Here is a 17,502-nt window from a genome sequence, read left to right as displayed (position 1 = left end):
AAGAGACGGACTTGATTTGATTTCAAGTCCGTTTTTTTGTACCATTATTTATTCTATCGTTCCTCCGCCTATAAGATAGTCCCCGTCATAGAATACTACTGCCTGTCCCTTGCAGATCGCCTTGTGCGGCTGCTCAAAGTCCACTCTTACACGCTTTTCGCCTATGGGCGTTACCGTGCAGGGCATATCCTGCTGGTGGTATCTCGTGCAAGCTGTACATTTAATTGGACTGTTAAGCTCGTCTGTGGTGAGCATATTCACATCGCACGCTGTCAGCGTCGAGCGCAGCAGCTTATCGGGAGTGCCCATAACGAGCCTGTTGCCTGCGCAGTCTTTTTCTATAACAAACAGCGGTTCGCTGTATGAAACGCCAACGCCTCTGCGCTGTCCGACAGTGTAATATATAAGTCCCTTGTGCGTGCCCAGCTTTTCCCCTGTGGTCAGAACGATATCGCCGCCCGCTTGCTCACCCGTGCGTGCAGTTATAAAGTCTGCGTAGCTGCCGTCGGGGATAAAGCAGATGTCCTGTGAATCGGGCTTGTCTGCATTTACAAGTTGGTTTTCATCGGCGATCGCCCTGATCTCGTCCTTGTTCATCTCGCCCACAGGGAACAGGCTGTGCTCCAGCTGATCCTGTGTGAGAGAATACAGCACATAGGTCTGGTCTTTTTTTCTGTCCGCCGAGCGCTTCAGAAGCCACCTACCTGTTTTCTCGTCTCTTACCTTGGTAACATAGTGCCCCGTTGCAATGTAATCAAAACCAAGCTCCTGCGCTCTGTTGAGAAACTTTCCGAATTTGAGATGACGGTTGCAGTCAACACAGGGATTTGGCGTGCCGCCGCTGAGATAGGTATTCACGAATCTGTCTGTGACATGAGTTCTGAACTCGTCTGCAAAGTCGAAAACATAAAAGGGGATACCGAGTTTTTCAGCGACGCTGCGTGCATCGGCAACGTCCTGCTCGTGCTCGGGACAAAGGCTCATCGTTGCGCCTGCGACTTCAAAATTTTTTTCTATCAGCAATTTTGCGCAGACAGAGCTGTCAACGCCTCCCGACATTGCCACAAGAACTTTTTTGCTTTTTTCCATATGACCTCCAGTATCAGGGTTCCTTAAACTTTTGCGACTGTTCCACCGCAAGCCTGTCGCAGCGTTCGTTTTCCGGGTGACCTGCGTGTCCCTTTACCCATACGAACTCGACCTTGTGCTTATCAAGAAGTGCGAGCAGCTTTTTCCAAAGCTCTGTGTTAGGCACCTTTTCGCTGCCTCTCATCCAGTTCTTTTTCTCCCAGTTCTTGACCCAGCCCTTTGTTACCGAATCAATAACGTATTTTGAGTCGCTGTACAATGTGACCTTGCAGGGCTCTTTGAGCATTTCAAGGGCGGTGATCACGGCGGTCATCTCCATGCGGTTGTTGGTGGTGTGTGCTTCGCCGCCGGAGATCTCTTTTTCCACTCCCTTGTATTTTAAAATCGCACCGTAGCCTCCGGGACCCGGATTGCCCGAACAGGCACCATCGGTAAATATCTCAACTTCTTTCATACTGCTCTCCGTTTCAAACAAAAGATTCTGTCTGCATATTTATCACGTATCTTGCCTGTGAACGCATATTTTTCTTTACGCTCTCAATGTTCTCCTCAAGAATCGTAAGAGGTATGACGGCATAGTCCCCAAGAAGCTGTAAACAGTCATCAATTAGTCCGTCCTCATCACTGGTGATAACTATATTCTCCAGCAGCTCACACAGCTCGTTTTCATAAGAAAGCCTGTTTCTGTGATAAGGGTCAAGGTACCTGTCAAGGCAGAAAAGTACCCTGCGAGCCTGTTCAATGTCATCACCGAGAAGTACCGACTTTACATTGTCAAAGCCGCTTTCTATCAGCCGCTTTTCCTTGTCACCGTATCCGAGCATTTGCCTGCCTCCTTACTTTGTTAAACCAGAATTTACCGCAGTACCCTTGGGTAGCAGCTGGGGGAACTCTTTTAAGAGAAGAGTTCCCCCAGACCCCCTCAGAAACCTATTAATGATTTTTCCCCACCCCGTCTGCGACGGGGCAGGAAAAAATAACTATAAGTCCTAAGGAGATATGAGAACCCCCTTAAGAGAAATCCCCAACTACTACGCAAGGATAATGTGGTAAATCCGAGTTATCATCATACGTTTGGTAAATATTTGGGTTGACCTCTTGAAAGTGTTTCCCTTAATCTCTCCTCCTGAACTCTCACTACTTTTTCAGTGCAAGATGTCGCAGACATCTTGTGCAGAAAAAGCAATAAAAGTTTTAGGGGTGGGGTTTGGGGGAGATGGAGTAACCGTTACCACGGTTACTCGGGAGAATGGCGATGCCATTCTCCAACCTTCTTTCAAAAGGGTCCTCCCCGAGTATTCGCCAAACGTATGATGATAAATTCTGATTTATATTATAATATACTTGAAAAGGTATGTCAACAAAAAAAGGCTGCGAAGCTCGCAGCCCAAAAGTATTATTTGAAAATCTTATCCATAAAGGTCTTGTCGTTGAAATAGTTGATACCGATAGCGTTGCGCACCTCGTTGACAGTTTCATTTGAAACCTCAACTGCCTTTTCGGTGCCTTTTCTGAGCATATTGAGCACCTCTCCCATGTCCTTTGCGTACTCCTCACGTCTTGCTCTGATAGGTGCGAGATACTCCTGCATTACGCTGTTTAGCAGTTTCTTGCACTTCATATCTCCAAGTCCGCCACGCTCATAATGCTCCTTCATTTCCTGAAGGTTAGCATAATCGGGGAGATACTTTTTAAAGTCCTCATCTGTTGAAAATGCCTCGAGATAAAGGAAAACAGGGTTATTTTCGGTGTGACCCGGGTCGGTGACGTTTATGTGAGTGGGGTCGGTGAACATGGACATTATCTTTGTCTTGATAGTCTTTTCATCGTCCTTGAGGTAAATGCAGTTTCCAAGTGACTTACTCATTTTGGCGTTTCCGTCGGTGCCAACAAGTCTGTTGCAGCTGTCCGAATCGGGGAGCACAGCCTCAGGCTCAACGAGGATATCGCAGTTATACACTCTGTTGAAGCTGTTTACGATCTCTCTTGCCTGTTCCAGCATAGGCAGCTGGTCCTCTCCAACGGGAACGTATTTTGCCTTGAAAGCGGTTATGTCCGCAGCCTGGCTTATGGGGTAGGTCATAAAGCCCACGGGAATGCTGCGCTCGAAGTTACGCATTTTTATCTCGTTTTTTATAGTGGGGTTACGCTCAAGTCTTGACATTGTAACAAGGTTTGAGTAGTACATTGGCAGCTCATAAAGGGCAGGAATATGTGACTGGACAAGGAAAGTAGTTTTGTCCGGGGTAAGCCCGGCGGCTAAGTAGTCAAGCATTACCTCCATAATGTTATCACGTATTTTCTGCGGGTTGTCGGCATTGTCGGTAAGCGCCTGCAGGTCAGCTATCATTACAAACTGCTGATACTTGCCTGTGTTTTGCATCTCGACTCTTTTTCGCAGAGAACCCACATAGTGTCCAAGGTGAAGTGACCCGGTGGGGCGGTCGCCTGTGAGAATAATATTGTTTTCCATGTTTTTACTCCTTATCAAGATTATTGTACAACTGATTTTTTGCTGTCTTATTTGCCGTAAAAAAAATAAGCCCTATCCTCCGCTATGGGACGATAGAACACCGTTTTGCCACCCAATGGCATTTAAAGGATACTTACATATCCGTCCGCTTTAACGCAGGGAACACGGCAGGCGATACTTGCTTTAAAGATAAAGCGTTCCCGCAGCTCCTCACAGGTCCATTCGCACAAGGTCTGCCTGCTGCCTCGCACCCAAACGGCAGCTCTCTGAAAGGTTTATCCACGGCTACTTACTCCCGGTCACAGGATTTATCATATTTCACCTATCATTATATTCTTTTTTTGATGCTTTGTCAACAGCTTATTGCGCCCCTTGGGGCAGGAATGTTTTAATATTATGTGAACGAAAGCGGGAGCAGATATGCTTGATATGGTGAAAAAGATAAAATATTTTTCAAAAAGGTTGCATTTCTGCCTGAAAAGGTGTATACTAAATATGTATATGTATGTAAATGCCATAAAGGCATAACGGAGTGGTAGAATGAAGATAGTACCTAACAAAAAATACAATACCGTGGCGTTGTATGCGGCGTTGGTGATTGCGGCAAATGTGCTGCTTATTGTTGCCATACTCAAATTTGATGCCATAGCAAACGTCTTCGGTACTCTGATGAAGGTGCTCAGCCCTGTGATCTGGGGACTTATCATCGCATTTCTGATGAACCCGATAATGGTCAACACGGAAAAGCTTTTCAAGAAGAAAAAAAATGGCGGCTCCGGCAAGCTTATGCGTGCCTTTTCCGTAACAGTGGCATCCCTTGTGTTCATTGGCATTGTGGTAGGACTTCTTGTGATAGTAGTACCTGAGCTGGTCAAGTCGATCAAGGATCTTTTCAACAACATGGGAGATCTGCGGGATAAGCTTGAAAACTGGATAAAAAACACTTTCAGCAATTACCCCAGTCTTGTAAGGACTGCCACCGAGAAGATAGACGATTTTACCAAAGATGCCTCGGTTATATTTGAGAAGATCCAGCCAATGATGGACGATCTTGTTTCGGGAGCATGGGACGTTCTTTCGTTTATCAAGGACTTTGCTCTGGGCTTTATCGTTTCAATTTATATGCTGTGCAACAAGGAAACTTTGCTTGCGCAGATAAAAAAGACCATTGTATCCATAACCAAAAAATCCACCTGCGCAAAGATAATGAATGTTTCGGCGCAGGCAAACAAGGTTTTCTCCGGATTTATCACAGGAAAGATAATAGACTCCATAATCATTGGTCTTTTGTGCTTTATCGGTCTTACTCTTATGGGTATGCCTTATAACATTATGATAGCGGTTATCGTGGGCGTAACCAATATTATCCCGTTCTTCGGTCCGATCATCGGTGCCGTGCCGTCGACTATCCTTATGGTGATCGTCGATCCGAAGAAAGCAATACTTCTGTTTATATTCATCCTTATACTTCAGCAGTTTGACGGAAACGTTCTTGGACCGAAGATACTGGGAGATTCCACGGGTCTTCCCGGATTCTGGGTGCTTGTTTCCCTTATTATATGCGGAGGACTTTTCGGATTTGCGGGAATGGTTCTTGCAGTTCCGATGTTCGCACTTTTGTACAGCTTTACAAGGTCATGGGTCGAAAACAAGCTGAGAAGGAAGAAGCTGCCTGTAACAACAGAGTATTACAAGCAGGATATCGAGCATCTTTATGCTAAGCCGGAAAAGAAGAAACCGCTGACAGTTGAGGAGCTTGAGAAGATAGTTATCCCCACCGCCGATGAGGTGAACGAGATAAAGTTCGAGGGCGATGAGGACATAAAGGAATATAAAATAGGCGAATAAAAACGACCTCGGAGTTTGGAGCTCCGAGGTTTTTTGTTATGACTTGTCGGCTTTTATAAGCAGTTTTATGGCTTCCACGCTGCAGCGTATTGCTCTGTCTGTGTCAAGGGTTATGCTCTCATCAGCACCCTCGTTAAGGTTTTTCTGGCAGTTCCACAGGCTTGCAAGCACCGCACCGCAGCGGACATTTCTTGCCTGTCCCACAGAGAAAAGAGCAGCACATTCCATTTCCGACGCAAGGCAGCCGAGCCTTATATAGGAATCCCAGCGACCTTTTACTTTGTCGCTGACAGGGGAGTTGTCAGGCTCCAGCTGTCCGTAAAAGCTGTCCTTGCTGTGGACAACGCCTGCGTGCCAGCCATTGCCTTTGCGGTTATCGCTTAATGCTTTTGCTGCCTCGACAAGTGCCGTAACCGCCGTGAAATCGGCAGCGGCAGGATATGTGGACGGCATATATTCGTATGACGTGCCTTCACCCCGGACGGCAGCAGTGGCTATAATAAGGTCGCCTGCGCTGACTTTATCATTCATTCCGCCGCAGGTGCCTATTCTTATAAAGGTATGTGCGCCGCATTTTACAAGCTCCTCAACTGCGATCGCTGTTGACGGTCCGCCGATACCCGTTGAGCAGATGCTGACCTTCTCGCCGTCAAGCGTACCCGTGTACACGTTGAACTCACGGTTGTGAGCCACCTGATTGGCGTCGTCGATGTAAGCTGCTATCTTCGGTACTCTGAACGGGTCGCCGGGGAGTATCACATATCCGCCGACCTCGCTTGGAAGCGTGGCGATATGGAATTGTCTTTCAGTATCAATTAGGCTTGCCATGTGCTCAACTCCTTAAATCAAAGCAATGAAAGTTTTTCATACTTCATTGTAAATGTTTTTCTCTTTCTCGTAAAATGACCTGATGAACAGTTCAAATTCTTTTTCCGACTGGCATGCATTTTTGCAAGCCGCTTTTTTTGCATCGGAGTTTTCCATAGCTTTCTTTATCTTTTCACATACAAACTCCCTGCATTCACTGCATCTGCTGACACCGTGCCTTTTCACACATTCCAGCAGTCCGAATGCGCAGACTCCCTTGCTTCCGCAGCCTGTGCAGCTTATCTCCTCGTTTGAAACGATCCTGTCACGCCAACCCGCCTTGTGCCAGAAAACTGCTGTTTCGTGAAGCTGCTGGTCTGTTTTGGCGAGATAACGAGGGCAAACCGCACAGTCGTCTCCGCACAGCGAGATTATCGGCTTTGCGTTTTGCAGATCGTAATACTTATCTGTGTACCATTTCATTTTATTTATCCATTTTCATTGATATGTCAAAAGCCTTTACCGAATGTGTCAGCGCACCGAGAGAGATAATATCCACACCCGTCTGAGCGATAGCCGCAATAGTCTTTTCGGTAACGTTGCCCGATGCTTCAAGCTTTGCTCTGCCTGCGGTTATCTCCACAGCCTTTGTCATATCCTCGCATGACATATTGTCCAGCATAATTATCTCAACGCCCAGATCAAGTGCCTCATTAAGCTGTTCAAGGTCTGAGACCTCGACTTCTATCTTTACCGTGTGCCCCATTTTTTCACGCAGGGCGTTGACAGCACCGGTCATGGAGCCGTATGCGTCAAGGTGAGTGTCCTTGAGCATGGCACAGTCAGAGAGATTATATCTGTGGTTCTTTCCTCCGCCGACAGTGACTGCATATTTCTGCAGCACACGCAGTCCCGGGAGAGTTTTTCTGGTATCGGCGATAGACGCCTTTGTGCCCTTTACAAGCTCAACGCATTTGTTTGTTGCAGTGGCGATGCCGGACATATGCTGAACAAGGTTCAGAGCTGTTCTCTCGCCTTTCAGAAGTGCTCTTGTGGAGCCTGTTATCCTTGCGATGATGTCGCCCTTTTTCACCTTTTCTCCGTCGTGGATAAGAACCTGTGTTTTTACATCTTTGTCCAGCAGCTCAAACACTCTCAGGGCAATATCTATACCGCACAGAACTCCATCGTCCTTTGAAACATATCTTGCTGTGGAAATACTGCGTTCATCAACAAGGTAGTCGGTGGTAACGTCGATATAGTTTATATCCTCCGCAAGGGCTGTTTTTATAATATCGTCTATCTGAAACTGCATAAGCTTCATAACGTTTTTCCTTTCTGTGCGGCAGCTGCCGTTATTTATCTATATTCATCTCTGCGTTTTCCGTGGCTATTTTGAATGCCTCTGTCAGGACGATATATGCCACCGTTGCCAGTGAACGTGCCTCCACAAGGTCCTTATCCAGCTGATAGCTTTGCTTATAAAGCATATCCTTTATCTGTGTGACCTTTTCAAGCCCCGGTCCCAGCTCCTTTACATTTGGCAGGACAAAATATGCCTTTTGCATTATGGCTCTTATCTGTGTGCGCAGACCCTTTGGCATATGGGGAGCATCTTTGTCAACGGTGAACTTATACTCCTCAAAGTCGTCTGTGCATTCTTTGATATTAGCTGCAATATCTCCTGCTGCACGTCTTGAAAATACCAGAGCCTCAAGCAGAGAGTTGCTTGCAAGGCGGTTGTTTCCGTGTACTCCCGTGTGTGAGCATTCGCCGCAGGCATACAGCCCTGGAATATTGGTACGTGCATAGGTATCAACGTTTATGCCGCCCATAAGATAGTGGTGGCACGGGAAAATAGGGATAAGGTCTTTTGTCATATCTATCCCGGCATCCTTGAGGTTTTTGTATATCATTGGGAAGCGATTTCTGATAAAATCGGGGTCCTTGTGGGTGATGTCCAGGTAGAATTTATTTGAGCCGGTACGCTTTGCCTCAAAGATTATGGAGTGGGACACCACATCTCTGGGTGCAAGCTCCAGACGCTTGTCATAGTTGTGCATAAACCGCTGTTTGTTGCAGTTGCGCAGGTATGCGCCCTCGCCTCTGACGGCTTCGGAGATAAGAAAACACTGTCTGGTATGCTCGTCGTTGAAGGCTGTGGGGTGGAACTGTATATAACTCAGATGCTTTATCTCAGCACCCATATTGTATGCCATTGTGATACCGTCGCCTGTGGCAATAGGGGAGTTGGTTGTGAACTCATACACCCTGCCTATGCCGCCTGTGGCAAAAATAGAATAGTGGCAGTTGTAGGTAGTGAAATCATTGTTACGCAGCACAAGGAAAGAAAATCCTGTCTTAGTTCTTTTCACATCGCATATAACTGCGTTCTCCAGGATAGTCACATTTTCAAGCTTCTGTACAGCTGCGATAAGCGTGCGTTCTATCTCTGCACCTGTGGAATCTTTATGGTGGAAGATACGGTGTTTGCCGTGACCACCCTCAAGTGTCCTGTGATAGTCGCCGTCAGGCTTTTTGTCAAAGTCGCAGCCCAGCTGGATGAGCTTTGCAATGTCGGTTTTAGCCTCGTTTACAAGTATATCCGTTGAGACCGGGTCGTTTTCAAAGCCACCTGCCACAAAGGTATCGTGTTTGTGAAATTCGGGGCTGTCCTCGGGGCTGTTGTAAACACCTGCGATGCCGCCCTGGGCAAGAGCGGTGTTGCAAAGGTCCTTTTGCATTTTTGACAGCACAAGCACACGAAGCTCCTTTGGAAGGTTAAGCGCTCCATACAGACCTGCTGCGCCGCTACCGGCGATTATAACATCATAATTTCTGTTCATATTCAAAAACCTCTTGACCTTTCAGATTTAGACCAAAGCGAGAATTTCAAGTAAATATACTTATTTTAGTATAACACATTTATCCGCAAAATTCAACACAAAATCGGCATATTTTAAAGGCTTTTTAAACTTTTTTACTGAATGCAAAAGCATTATTGCGAAGGGTGTAAGGCTTGTAAAACAAGAGGCAAATTAACAGTTATTTAACAAAACATCTGATATATATATACATATATGCTATAACAGTTAATATTTGAAATAGTGAACGGAGGATTACAATTATGAAGCTCAAAAGAACGCTTGCGGTTCTCGCAGCAATAGTAATGATGTCTATGACCGCCTGTGGTGAATCGGAAAAAAGCAGCAACAACAGTAGTTCAGGCGATAAGAGCAGCACAGGCAGTGCAGACAGTTCTGCGGTGACGACAACTGTATCTGAAACGACCAAGGAATCTGAAACAACGACAGAGACTACAACAGAAACGACCACACAAACCTCTGAAAGCAGCGAAGATTTTTCCACTGACAATGAGTTGAAAACACTAAATGATGCCATTGGATCCCATCTCGAACAGTTCGGGAAAAATAATACAGATATTGACAAACTCGGCAGTATTGTTGTAAAGACGTTTGGTATTACATCACAAAGGAAAGATGAATCAAGTTCAAACGGAATATATACAAGAAAAGAATACATTTGGGAAATGGATAAGACTATCAACGGAATAAGATTCACTAAAATCACGGTTTATTTATTGGACGGTGTAACTGGTTTATACGAAAATACTTTGGCTTATATAAGCCTTGAAACAGATATACCTGGGAATGACATTGATGATAAAAGAGAGGAAATCAAATCATACTTTGAAAAGTGCGGTTTTGGAGCTGGTAAATCTATAACGTTACAAAAAGCCGGTGTGAGATATGCTTTTGATTTTAGAGACAGTAAAATTGGTTATGCAGAAATAGGAAAAAGTACAGATTCTAAGACTCTAAAAATCACATTCGAAATTTCATAAAAAGAAAATACAAAAGCGGTGCCAGCAAAGCACCGCTTTTATGTTTGTCTTATTTTCCGTAGTATGCTGCCAGGTAGATCTCCTTGATCTCGCTCATCAGCGGGTATCTCGGGTTTGCACCTGTGCACTGGTCGTTGAAAGCGTTTTCTACCATATCGTCCAGCGTTGCCAGGAAGTCTTCCTCCTTGATGCCGTAATCTGCGATAGTCGGCTTTATCTCGATAGTCTTCTTGAGTTTTTCTATCTCCTTGAGAAGGTTATCAAAGGACTCCTTATCATTCTTGCCGCCAAAGCCGCAGTAGCGTGCGACCTCTGCGTATCTTTCCAGTGTGTGCGGGTACTGATACTGGGAGAAAGTACCCATTTTTCTCGGTGTGGGATCGGCATTGTAGCGCATAACTCTTGTAAGGATAAGCGCATTTGCAATGCCGTGCGGCAGGTGATGATAAGCGCCGAGCTTATGCGCCATTGAGTGATTTACGCCAAGGAATGCGTTTGCAAAAGCCATACCTGCCATGCAGGCTGCATTTGCCATTTTCTCCCTTGCCACAGGGTCGTTAGCACCGTTAATATAAGCCGACGGCAGGTATTCAAACACCTGCTTTGCAGCCTTTAATGCCAGAGCATCGGTGTAGTCAGATGCCATAACAGAAGCGTATGCTTCCAGAGCATGGGTCAGCACGTCGATACCCGATGCACAGGTCAGTCCTTTTGGTGCGTTCATCATCATATCCGCATCAACTATAGCCATATCAGGCAGAAGCTCGTAGTCTGCGATAGGGTACTTTGTTCCTGTCTCCTGGTCGGTTATAATAGCAAACGGCGTGACCTCCGAGCCTGTGCCTGCCGATGTGGGAACGGCAACAAAATACGCTTTTTCGCCCATTTTCGGGAACTTGAATATTCTCTTTCTGATATCCATAAAGTCCATGGACATATCCTCAAAGCTAACATCCGGGTGCTCGTAAAGTACCCACATTATTTTTGCTGCGTCCATAGCTGAGCCGCCGCCCAGGGCGATGATAACGTCCGGCTCAAACTCAGCCATCTCGTGGGATCCCTCGGTAGCATTTGCCAGCGTAGGGTCGGGCTGAACATTTGAAAATACATGGTGTGCTATGCCAAGCTCTTCAAGCTTGTTGGTTATACATTTTGAAAATCCGCTTTTGTACAGGAAATTGTCCGTAACAACAAATGCTCTTTTTTTACCCATCTCACCAAGCTCTTCAAGGGCAACAGGCAGACTGCCGTTTTTAAAGTAGACCTTTTCCGGTGCTCTGAACCAAAGCATATTCTCTCTCCTCTCCGCAACGGTCTTGATGTTCAGAAGATGTTTCACGCCTACATTTTCCGAAACGGAATTGCCTCCCCATGAGCCGCAGCCCAATGTCAGCGAAGGTGTCATTTTAAAGTTGTACAGGTCACCGATACCGCCGTGAGAAGAAGGCGTATTTACAAGAATACGGCAGGTCTTCATCCGATTCTGGAATTTCTCCAGCTTTTCTTTTTCCGTAAGCACATTGCAGTAGATAGATGAGGTATGTCCAATGCCTCCGTCTTTTATAAGTCTGTCTGCTTTGTCAAGGGCATCGTCAAAATCCTTTGCCTTGTACATTGCAAGAACAGGTGAGAGCTTTTCGTGTGCAAATTCCTCGCTTATGTCAACGCTTGTGACCTCTCCGATAAGGATCTTGGTGTCCTCAGGCACACTGACTCCTGCCAGCTCTGCGATCCGGTGAGCCGACTGACCAACTATTTTGGCGTTGAGCGAGCCATTTATGATAATAGTCTTTCTGACTTTGTCTATCTCATCTTTTTTCAGGAAATAACATCCCCGGAGCTTGAATTCTTTTTTCACCGCATCATATATCTGCCTGTCAACGATGACCGACTGCTCCGAAGCGCATATCATACCGTTGTCAAAGGTCTTTGAGTGTATCACGGAAGATACCGCCAGCAGTATGTCGGCGGAGCTGTCTATTATGGCGGGAGTGTTTCCTGCGCCTACGCCGATAGCAGGCTTTCCGCTTGAATACGCAGCCTTGACCATTCCCGGACCGCCTGTGGCAAGGATACAGTCAGCTTCCCGCATCACCGTCTGGGTAAGCTCAAGTGAAGGAATGTCTATCCAGCCGATTATACCCTCCGGTGCCCCTGCCGCCACCGCAGCATCAAGAACTACTCTGGCAGCCTCAATTGTGGAATTTTTAGCCCTGGGGTGGGGAGATATGATAATGGCGTTTCTTGTCTTTAAGCACAAAAGCGCCTTGAAGATGGCTGTTGACGTGGGGTTGGTGGTGGGTATTACCGCAGCGATAACACCGATAGGCTCTGCAAGAGTCGTAGTGCCGTAAACCTCGTCACGGTCTATCACATCACAGGTCTTTACATTTTTGTATTTATTGTATATATACTCGCTGGCATAGTGATTCTTTATGACCTTGTCCTCAACTATGCCCATGCCGGTCTCCTCAACTGCAAGCTTTGCAAGTGGGATACGGGCTTTATTGGCAGCCAGAGCTGCGGCTCTGAATATCTTATCCACCTGCTGCTGTGAGAAGGCAGAAAACTTCTGCTGAGCCTCTCTGAGCTGTGCTATTTTCTTTTCCAGTGCGGGTACATTATCAACGACGAACGGAGCATTTTCTGCTGCAGCCATAATATACGTCCTCCTGTCAGTATTTAAGTGCAATTTTGCACCATATTATATTTAATACATTATACAACAGCCGAGATTTTTTGTCAATTTTAAAACATAGATTTTTCAGCATATTTCAACACTTTTCTTGGTTACTTTGTCAATAAAAGACCTGTGGTGAATGCTGTTGCGGGGAAAAAGTATGCCGAGGATCAAATTGTGTGAATTTTTTTTGATTATTTTAAATCTAAAATATATACACTTGTGATAATAACGAATTAAGTCTTGACATTGTTGAAAAAGAGTGTATAATATAGACAGTAAAGGACTGCGAAAAGAGGTGCGTCCTATACGAGCCAAAAGACAGAAAGGATAAAAATTATGAGCGAAAAAAGATTACTGGCGCAAAGCGATATATATGATGTTTATGAGCGTGACGGATTTGCCGTAAGAGAGTACAAGGATAATATGTACAAAGAAAAGTGCCTTTATGCGGCTCTGACCCATGCCAGGGTGGAGACCACGCTGGTCAACTCCTTTATAAAGATACCTACTTTGCATGAGGTCTCAGTGGTTGACGGCAGGTGGTCGGTGACTATGGATTTCATTAAGGGAAAGACCATGCAGCAGCTTATGGAAGAGAACCCGGAGAATATGGACAAATACCTGAACCAGTTTATCGACATACAGACGGAGATACACGCACAGTATATGCCGCTGCTTTCAAAGCTCAAGGACAAGATGACAAGGCAGATCAAATCTCTGGGACAGATAGACGAGATAAAGAAATATGAGCTGCTTACAAGGCTGGATTCCATGCCAAAGCACATTAAGCTGTGTCACGGCAATTTTGCTCCGAAGAACATAATCATCAATGACGAGGGTACATATGTTATTAACTGGGGCTCTGCAAGACAGGGCAATGCTTCTGCCGATGTGGCAAGGACATATCTGCTTTTGTGTCTTAACGACCCTGAGATCGCCGAACCTTACCTTGATAAGTACTGTCTCAAGAGCGGAACATCGAAGCAGTATGTTCAGGCGTGGCTGCCGATCGTTGCGGCTGCACAGCTTATAAAAGGCAAGCCCGAAGAAAGGGAGCTTCTTATGCGCTGGATAGATGTTGTGGACTATTCCTGAGAGCAAATGTGATAGCATTGTGAAAATGTAATAAATCAGTAACCTGTCTTTGTGCAATATTGTACAAAAAGATTTTATGCCGGTAGTGTTTTTGTTCACTATCGGCATTTTTGGTAACAATTCGGTGCAATTCCTTTACAACTGACATATGTTGTGTTATAATTTGGAATGAAAGATAACATATAGTATTTTTGAAAGGAGAAGGTGGGGTTTCCGCCTTTGTTGATATGAAAAAGTTTTTGATTATAGCACTTATGTCTGCCGTTGCTGCACTTTGCGTAAGCTGTGGTGAGACAGGTTCAAACGAAGATACAAGCGATATCGTTCCTGCACAGCAGAGCGTGGCTGTTGAAGAGTCATCACAGACTCAGCCTGACAGCAGGATGTTCAGCGTTTTGCCCGAGGGTGCAGAAAAGGCTCTTGACGCTGCGGCTAAAAGCGCAGATATTGCTTATCCCGCACAGAAGGACTATCAGAGATCCTTCGGTTATATGGGCAAGGACAAGGTGAACGGGGCAGATTGCTACTGCTTCAAGGTATATGACTGCAAGGACGAAAAGTTTGACCACGTTGCTGATGTTGCCGTAAGCGTATCCGACAGCAAGGTGTTTACAAGGCAGGACGGAAAGGCATATACGCCTGCTGCGTAAGATATGTTGACAAGCCTATTTCTATTTTAATTTTCATACACGATAAAAAAGACTGCTGCATTTATTGCGGCAGTTTTTTTGCGTTAAAGTTGTAACCTTCTGCTATGGATATGTGTCTATATAAGTGAGGCGCTTCAGAAACGGAACGGAGGAAGATAAATGTCCAACGACGAATTGATAGCTTTGCTGGAGGTCAAGGACAAAAATGCTCTTGTGGAACTGGAAAACAAATACGGTGGATACTGTAAAAGCATTGCTATGAATATTCTGCGCAGCAGGGAGGATACACAGGAATGTCTTAACGACGTTTATCTCAGTGTGTGGAACAGCATACCTCCCGGTAAGCCGGAGGATCTGAAAATGTACATAGCGGAGATAACAAGAAACACCGCAATAAATCTATGGCGCAGAAAGCACGCCCAGAAGCGCGGCTCGGGGCATATAGAGCTGCTGTTGGAGGAGCTTTCGGATGAGGCTGCTTCGGAAAGCGCACTGGAAAAGCTGGATGACACACTTGCGCTCAGAGAGGCGTTCAACAGCTTTCTCGGCTCACTGAAACCGGAACAAAGGCGTATTTTCCTGCTGCGGTATTGGTATATGCATACTGTCCGGGAGATAGCGCAAAAGCTTGAGATCTCCCAGAGCAAGGTCAAGGTAAGTTTGCACCGCACCAGGGTCAAACTGAAAAAACTATTGGAAAGAGAGGGATTGTTATGAACAATAAGATACTTGATATTATAGGACTTGCAGATGAAAAATACCTGCATGAAGCACAAGGAGAGGGACAGATAAAACAGACAAAGCACCGCCGTAAAATCTCGGCAAAGTTTGTAGCTGTTGCCGCAGCAGCAGCGGTAATGACCGTCACCGCAGGTGCGGTAGCGGTGGCAAAGCTGTCGAATAAGGAAGGTGTACGCGAGTTTTACGACTCAAGCGCAGTCAGCAAAATGGAAAGCAGGGGAATGCTTTCTGGCAAGACGAGTGAAAATGAGCACTTCCGTTTCAACATGCAAAGCGTTATAAAGGATGACTATGTTTGCAGCTGCATATTTGCTGTCGAGCCGCTTGATGAAAAGGCACAGGATTATCTTGAAAAGGTTATGGGGTTTGATGCTGATGCATTTTACGCTGACAATAACGAGGCACTATATATGAGCGCGCTTACATCATGGGGCTGGAAAGAATATAAAAAGGGTGATAAATCACTCAATTTTGAATTAGATATAACCGCCCATTATGGCAAGAGAAATGTTGATTTCTCAAGACCGATAAGGCTTGAATTCAAGCAAGCTGAAAATGATCTGAATAACAAACCGTATAAAGATGAAAAGCTTCTTGACGGCATAGTTCTGGATATTCCTCAGGCGCAAAAGCTGAAAGATGTAAAGCTATATTCTGATGACGGAAAAGAGCTTTATCTCTCCGAAACCGGTTTTGTTGCACTTGTTTCAATGCCGATAGCAAAGAGCGAGGCAGAACACAAGATGCTTGTAGAAAAAGGCGAATATGATCTCGACTTTAAGATCAAGTTCAAAGACGGTACAGTAAAAACAAACTGGGATGAAAATATGGAAGCAGGTGGCTTAGGTTTGATGCTTGATGATACAGACGTAGGATTCCGTCAGGCTTTCAGAACAATGGTCGATGTTGACAAGGTCGAGTCTGTGACGTTCAAAAACAGAGAGTTCAAGAGAAAGTAACTGTCCAAAAATATGTACCCAAAAAGAGGGCTTCCCAAGCGGGAAGTCCTCTGCTTTTAACTATCCAAAATTTTACCCTAATATCTTTACAAGTCTCTCGTTTACAGCCTTGAGGAAATCCTCGGTGTTTACCTTGGTCTTGTTTTCAAGTGTGGAGAGCAGGTAAAGGTCGCCTGTCATTACGCCGTCCTCGATAGTCTGGATAGTAGCCTTTTCAAGCGAATCAGCAAAGTTCATAAGCTCGGGAAGCTCATCAAGCTCGCCTCTCTTTCTCAGTGCGCCTGTCCATGCAAACAGAGTAGCAACTGAGTTTGTCGAGGTCTCCTCGCCCTTGAGGTGCTTGTAGTAGTGACGCTGTACTGTGCCGTGAGCAGCCTCGTACTCGTAAACTCCGTCAGGCGAAACGAGGACCGATGTCATCATAGCCAGCGAGCCGTAAGCGGTAGCAACCATATCGCTCATAACGTCGCCGTCGTAGTTCTTGCAAGCCCAGATGTAGCCGCCGTTTGAACGGATAACTCTTGCAACAGCGTCGTCGATAAGGGTGTAGAAATACTCAATACCAGCAGCCTCGAATTTCTCCTTGTACTCTTTTTCAAATATCTCTGCAAAGATGTCCTTGAAGGTGTGGTCGTACTTTTTGGAGATAGTATCCTTTGTAGCGAACCAGAGGTCTTTCTTGGTGTCGAGGGCGAAGTTGAAGCAGGCTCTTGCAAAGGAAGAAATGGAGTCCTCTCTGTTATGCAGTCCCTGGATTATGCCGGGAGTGTTTTCAAAATCAAAGATCTGCTCTCTTGTTTCCTTGCCGTCCTTATCGGTGAGGACGAGCTCAGCCTTTGAGCCCTGCGGACACTTCATTTCAACGTTCTTGTAAACGTCGCCGTAAGCGTGACGGGCAATGGTTATAGGCTTTGTCCAGGTAGGAATGTAAGGTGTGATGCCCTTAACGAGGATAGGTGTTCTGAACACTGTTCCGTCAAGCATTGCTCTGATAGTACCGTTAGGAGATTTCCACATTTCCTTCAGGTTGTACTCAGGCATTCTTGCAGCGTTAGGAGTGATAGTTGCGCACTTTACTGCAACGCCGTACTTCTTTGTAGCGTTAGCCGAGTCGATAGTTACCTGGTCGTTGGTCTCGTTCCTGTGTACCAGTCCGAGATCGTAATATTCGGTCTTGAGGTCGATATAGGGCAGCAGCAGGATATCCTTTATTTCCTGCCAGATGATCCTTGTCATCTCGTCGCCGTCCATTTCAACCAGCGGTGTTTTCATCTGAATTTTGTCCATTTTAC

16 protein-coding genes are annotated in these 17,502 nt (G+C 45.7%); 6 read left to right on the top strand and 10 right to left on the bottom strand.

Annotated elements, in window-relative coordinates:
- Positions 1–48: 48 nt before the first annotated feature.
- From mnmA to trpS, 4 genes are all read right to left on the bottom strand, one after another.
- Positions 49–1,089, bottom strand: coding sequence for a tRNA 2-thiouridine(34) synthase MnmA (gene mnmA, locus T494_RS0104040; RefSeq protein ID WP_028505193.1), 1,041 nt, complete (start codon positions 1,087–1,089; stop codon positions 49–51).
- Positions 1,090–1,102: 13 nt separating this feature from the next.
- The gene (rnhA, locus tag T494_RS0104035) at positions 1,103–1,543 is read right to left on the bottom strand and encodes a ribonuclease HI (protein ID WP_028505192.1); all 441 of its coding nucleotides are present in this window, start codon (positions 1,541–1,543) and stop codon (positions 1,103–1,105) included.
- A 13-nt stretch (positions 1,544–1,556) separates the two neighbouring features.
- Positions 1,557–1,913, bottom strand: coding sequence for a hypothetical protein (locus T494_RS0104030; RefSeq protein WP_028505191.1), 357 nt, complete (start codon positions 1,911–1,913; stop codon positions 1,557–1,559).
- A 572-nt stretch (positions 1,914–2,485) separates the two neighbouring features.
- Entirely contained in the window at positions 2,486–3,562 is a 1,077-nt protein-coding gene (gene trpS / locus T494_RS0104025; RefSeq protein WP_028505190.1) for a tryptophan--tRNA ligase, read from the bottom strand.
- Between the two features lie 540 nt (positions 3,563–4,102).
- On the opposite strand from trpS, the gene T494_RS0104015 reads away from it, so the two are divergent.
- Positions 4,103–5,410 carry an AI-2E family transporter gene (locus tag T494_RS0104015; protein ID WP_028505189.1) on the top strand — a complete coding sequence of 436 codons (1,308 nt, stop codon included), beginning with the start codon at positions 4,103–4,105 and terminating at the stop codon, positions 5,408–5,410.
- A gap of 36 nt (positions 5,411–5,446) precedes the next feature.
- On the opposite strand, the gene T494_RS0104010 is transcribed toward T494_RS0104015, so the two are convergent.
- From T494_RS0104010 to T494_RS0103995, 4 genes are read right to left on the bottom strand one after another with little or no spacing between them, the layout of a single operon-like run.
- Complete coding sequence (locus tag T494_RS0104010) at positions 5,447–6,238, bottom strand: nucleoside phosphorylase (RefSeq protein ID WP_028505188.1); 792 nt, start codon at positions 6,236–6,238, stop codon at positions 5,447–5,449.
- Positions 6,239–6,274: 36 nt separating this feature from the next.
- The gene (locus tag T494_RS0104005) at positions 6,275–6,700 is read right to left on the bottom strand and encodes a DUF3795 domain-containing protein (RefSeq protein WP_028505187.1); all 426 of its coding nucleotides are present in this window, start codon (positions 6,698–6,700) and stop codon (positions 6,275–6,277) included.
- 1 nt (position 6,701) lies between these two features.
- Complete coding sequence (nadC, locus tag T494_RS0104000) at positions 6,702–7,541, bottom strand: carboxylating nicotinate-nucleotide diphosphorylase (protein WP_028505186.1); 840 nt, start codon at positions 7,539–7,541, stop codon at positions 6,702–6,704.
- Positions 7,542–7,572: 31 nt separating this feature from the next.
- The gene (locus tag T494_RS0103995; protein ID WP_028505185.1) at positions 7,573–9,063 is read right to left on the bottom strand and encodes an FAD-binding protein; all 1,491 of its coding nucleotides are present in this window, start codon (positions 9,061–9,063) and stop codon (positions 7,573–7,575) included.
- Between the two features lie 281 nt (positions 9,064–9,344).
- Between T494_RS0103995 and T494_RS0103990 the strand changes: the two genes are divergently transcribed.
- Positions 9,345–10,082 (top strand): hypothetical protein, encoded by a 738-nt coding sequence (locus T494_RS0103990; RefSeq protein WP_028505184.1) that lies wholly within the window; start codon positions 9,345–9,347, stop codon positions 10,080–10,082.
- Positions 10,083–10,131: 49 nt separating this feature from the next.
- On the opposite strand, the gene adhE is transcribed toward T494_RS0103990, so the two are convergent.
- Positions 10,132–12,741, bottom strand: coding sequence for a bifunctional acetaldehyde-CoA/alcohol dehydrogenase (adhE, locus tag T494_RS0103985; protein WP_028505183.1), 2,610 nt, complete (start codon positions 12,739–12,741; stop codon positions 10,132–10,134).
- Positions 12,742–13,101: 360 nt separating this feature from the next.
- Between adhE and T494_RS0103980 the strand changes: the two genes are divergently transcribed.
- From T494_RS0103980 to T494_RS0103965, 4 genes are all read left to right on the top strand, one after another.
- On the top strand, positions 13,102–13,860 hold the full coding sequence (locus tag T494_RS0103980; protein WP_037343866.1) for a phosphotransferase: 759 nt from the start codon (positions 13,102–13,104) through the stop codon (positions 13,858–13,860).
- A gap of 227 nt (positions 13,861–14,087) precedes the next feature.
- Complete coding sequence (locus T494_RS0103975; protein ID WP_028505181.1) at positions 14,088–14,510, top strand: hypothetical protein; 423 nt, start codon at positions 14,088–14,090, stop codon at positions 14,508–14,510.
- A 159-nt stretch (positions 14,511–14,669) separates the two neighbouring features.
- Positions 14,670–15,227 carry a sigma-70 family RNA polymerase sigma factor gene (locus T494_RS0103970; RefSeq protein WP_028505180.1) on the top strand — a complete coding sequence of 186 codons (558 nt, stop codon included), beginning with the start codon at positions 14,670–14,672 and terminating at the stop codon, positions 15,225–15,227.
- A complete protein-coding gene (locus T494_RS0103965; RefSeq protein WP_028505179.1) occupies positions 15,224–16,210 on the top strand; it encodes a hypothetical protein in 987 nt (328 codons plus the stop codon). Before T494_RS0103970 ends, T494_RS0103965 begins: the two co-directional genes overlap by 4 nt.
- A 72-nt stretch (positions 16,211–16,282) precedes the next feature.
- On the opposite strand, the gene T494_RS0103960 is transcribed toward T494_RS0103965, so the two are convergent.
- Positions 16,283–17,497 (bottom strand): NADP-dependent isocitrate dehydrogenase, encoded by a 1,215-nt coding sequence (locus tag T494_RS0103960; protein WP_028505178.1) that lies wholly within the window; start codon positions 17,495–17,497, stop codon positions 16,283–16,285.
- Positions 17,498–17,502 lie beyond the last annotated feature (5 nt).

The organism is Ruminococcus sp. FC2018 (genome assembly GCF_000621805.1).
In the GTDB taxonomy this organism is placed as follows: Bacteria; Bacillota; Clostridia; order Oscillospirales; family Ruminococcaceae; genus Hominimerdicola.
Note: the sequence above shows the minus strand (reverse complement) of the source record. Positions and strands in the feature narration are given on the sequence as shown.

What these genes read in the sequence shown, in the direction of transcription:
- T494_RS0104030 (WP_028505191.1), bottom strand. Translation starts at nt 1,913, where the DNA reads ATGCTCGGATACGGTGACAAGGAAAAGCGGCTGATAGAAAGCGGCTTT.
- nadC (WP_028505186.1), bottom strand. Translation starts at nt 7,541, where the DNA reads ATGAAGCTTATGCAGTTTCAGATAGACGATATTATAAAAACAGCCCTT.
- T494_RS0103990 (WP_028505184.1), top strand. Translation starts at nt 9,345, where the DNA reads ATGAAGCTCAAAAGAACGCTTGCGGTTCTCGCAGCAATAGTAATGATG.
- mnmA (WP_028505193.1), bottom strand. Translation starts at nt 1,089, where the DNA reads ATGGAAAAAAGCAAAAAAGTTCTTGTGGCAATGTCGGGAGGCGTTGAC.
- T494_RS0104010 (WP_028505188.1), bottom strand. Translation starts at nt 6,238, where the DNA reads ATGGCAAGCCTAATTGATACTGAAAGACAATTCCATATCGCCACGCTT.
- T494_RS0103980 (WP_037343866.1), top strand. Translation starts at nt 13,102, where the DNA reads ATGAGCGAAAAAAGATTACTGGCGCAAAGCGATATATATGATGTTTAT.
- trpS (WP_028505190.1), bottom strand. Translation starts at nt 3,562, where the DNA reads ATGGAAAACAATATTATTCTCACAGGCGACCGCCCCACCGGGTCACTT.
- T494_RS0103965 (WP_028505179.1), top strand. Translation starts at nt 15,224, where the DNA reads ATGAACAATAAGATACTTGATATTATAGGACTTGCAGATGAAAAATAC.
- rnhA (WP_028505192.1), bottom strand. Translation starts at nt 1,543, where the DNA reads ATGAAAGAAGTTGAGATATTTACCGATGGTGCCTGTTCGGGCAATCCG.
- T494_RS0103970 (WP_028505180.1), top strand. Translation starts at nt 14,670, where the DNA reads ATGTCCAACGACGAATTGATAGCTTTGCTGGAGGTCAAGGACAAAAAT.
- T494_RS0104005 (WP_028505187.1), bottom strand. Translation starts at nt 6,700, where the DNA reads ATGAAATGGTACACAGATAAGTATTACGATCTGCAAAACGCAAAGCCG.
- T494_RS0104015 (WP_028505189.1), top strand. Translation starts at nt 4,103, where the DNA reads ATGAAGATAGTACCTAACAAAAAATACAATACCGTGGCGTTGTATGCG.
- T494_RS0103995 (WP_028505185.1), bottom strand. Translation starts at nt 9,063, where the DNA reads ATGAACAGAAATTATGATGTTATAATCGCCGGTAGCGGCGCAGCAGGT.
- T494_RS0103960 (WP_028505178.1), bottom strand. Translation starts at nt 17,497, where the DNA reads ATGGACAAAATTCAGATGAAAACACCGCTGGTTGAAATGGACGGCGAC.
- adhE (WP_028505183.1), bottom strand. Translation starts at nt 12,741, where the DNA reads ATGGCTGCAGCAGAAAATGCTCCGTTCGTCGTTGATAATGTACCCGCA.
- T494_RS0103975 (WP_028505181.1), top strand. Translation starts at nt 14,088, where the DNA reads ATGAAAAAGTTTTTGATTATAGCACTTATGTCTGCCGTTGCTGCACTT.